The 1,982-nt window shown below is 70.7% G+C and carries 3 protein-coding genes; 1 reads left to right on the top strand and 2 read right to left on the bottom strand.

From position 1 onward, the window contains the following. A partial coding sequence (locus ABT300_RS43580) for a PLP-dependent transferase (RefSeq protein WP_351688597.1) occupies positions 1-227 on the bottom strand: 227 nt, incomplete at its 3' end. A gap of 154 nt (positions 228-381) precedes the next feature. Between ABT300_RS43580 and ABT300_RS43585 the strand changes: the two genes are divergently transcribed. Continuing rightward, complete coding sequence (locus tag ABT300_RS43585) at positions 382-825, top strand: Lrp/AsnC family transcriptional regulator (RefSeq protein WP_351688599.1); 444 nt, start codon at positions 382-384, stop codon at positions 823-825. Positions 826-1,324: 499 nt separating this feature from the next. On the opposite strand, the gene ABT300_RS43590 is transcribed toward ABT300_RS43585, so the two are convergent. After that, the coding region (locus ABT300_RS43590; RefSeq protein ID WP_351688602.1) for a hypothetical protein at positions 1,325-1,982 on the bottom strand (658 nt) is incomplete at its 5' end.

Consider the following 1,982-nt stretch of genomic DNA (forward strand, 5'->3'; position numbering starts at 1 on the left):
GCCGCCTCGACGCCTTCCAACTCGGCGACGACGGCTGCGACCTGGGCGTGGTTGGGGTTGCCGAAGCGGGTGTAGAAGTCCTTGCCGCGCGGTTCGACGGCGCCGCGTGCGAACGTCTCGCCGTCCTCGGCCCAGAACGTCGCCGTCTGGTAGATGGGCGGCGCCACCGCGCGGGTGGGATGGATCCCGCGATCGGCGTGGACGGTGATGGTGCTCTTGCCCGGCATGGTCTGCCCTTCCCTGGACGTCGGTGACGACGCCATGAAGCGTGGCCGACCACCGCCCGAACATGGCCGGATCACGGCAATTTTGGCAGCAAATTGCGCCCACTGCGGGCTGACAATTGTGGTACTCGGTGGCCGGGCGCAATAATCTGCTGCCATGGACGAGGTGGACCGATCGATCCTGGCCGTGCTCGAGAAGAACGGCCGGATCAGCAACAACGAGCTGGCCGCCCGGGTCGGGCTGTCGCCGTCCCCCTGCCTGCGCAGGGTGCGCCAGCTGGAGGAAGCCGGCGTCATCCGCGGATACCGGGCGCTGATCGACCCCGCCGCGGCCGGCCGCGGTCTGCGGGTGTTCGCCGGGGTCCGGCTGATGCGGCACACCCGCGCGGACGTGGTCGCGTTCGAGCGCGGGATCACCCAGCTGCCCGAGGTGGCCGCCTGCCACCACATCACCGGCAACTTCGACTACCTGCTCCAGGTCGAGGTCGCCGACCTGCCCGCCTACGAGGACTTCCACGCCAACCAGTTGGCCGCTCTGCCCGGCGTGGCCACGGTGACCAGCTACGTCACCATGAAGACGCTCTCCCCGGACACCGCCTGAGGGCCTGCTCCCGACGCCGGCGAACCTCCGCGCGGCGCCCGCGCTTCGGCAACTGCGGCGGGAGCGCGGGCGGCGGGGCGGTCAGAGGGCGATGGCGCCGCGGACACAGACGGTGGCGGCGCCGCTGACCCAGACGGCGCCGTCGGCATCGGCGGTGATCTCGATACTGGCGGCCCGCCCCAGCCTGGCGCCCTGGGAGACCCGGTAGGCGCAGGGCGCGGCACCGCCAGCCGTGAGGGTCTGCGATTCGAGGCGCGTCCTGGCGCTCGTGACGCTGTTCCGTGCTCATCGTCACCCACGAGAGTGACCGACGGAGGCGAGCTCGCGGCGGCTGGGCGGGTGGTGCCAGGACGGGATCGGGGTGGCGTCGGCACCGATGTCGCTTCCCCGCGCTCGCTGAACGCCAGCCCGTCGCGCACCCGCAGCAGCGCCGTCCACGAGGCGGATCTCGCCGCGTGGAACGGACGCGTCCATCGCCGTTCAGGGCCTCGATCGAGCATCAGGTCTCATGCCGCCCTCTCGCAGCGGGCGGTTCGGCGGTGCTGACGTCCAGAACCGTCACGCCCAGCACGAGCAGGGGCTCGACGCTGACCTCCAGCAGCACCCGCGTCATGATGAACGAGGAGCCGGAACACGCCTGTTCCTCCCCGCGGGCCCTCCAGCGGATTCGGCTGGGCGCCCACAGCCTGTCGTCGACCTGATAGGCCAGAGGGCTGCCGAGCCGGCCGTCGAAGGCCAGGAGATCCGTGCCGGGCGCCGGGAAGTCCGGGGCGAAAGGCCGCACAGGCCCCGTGAGCACGGCCCGCACCTGCTGCGCAACCGACTCCGACCGCACCAGACGGTCCAAGTCCTGGGCGCATACCGTCACTTTGGCGCCCCATCGCTTCAACAGCGCGGGAATGCCGTCCTGCATCAGACCCAGGAAGAGTGATCTGTCCGTGCCCAGACGCTGTTGTGCTTCTGCACGCAGGTCGGGGTGAAACGCGGCGCGCGCGGCGAAGTTCTGGTTGCCGGAGAGAAACCAGAGCATCTGGTTGCGGTCTTCGAAAGCGGCGAGCAGGGTCAGCCAGACCACGGTGTCCCGGATGCCGTGGGCTTCGGCCTTGCCGACGTCTCCGTCGACCGATGCGGTGCGGGCGGGGAGACGGCGTTCGGCG

Origin of the sequence: Streptomyces sp. NPDC001027 (genome assembly GCF_040299045.1) — a bacterium.
In the GTDB taxonomy this organism is placed as follows: domain Bacteria; phylum Actinomycetota; class Actinomycetes; order Streptomycetales; family Streptomycetaceae; genus Streptomyces.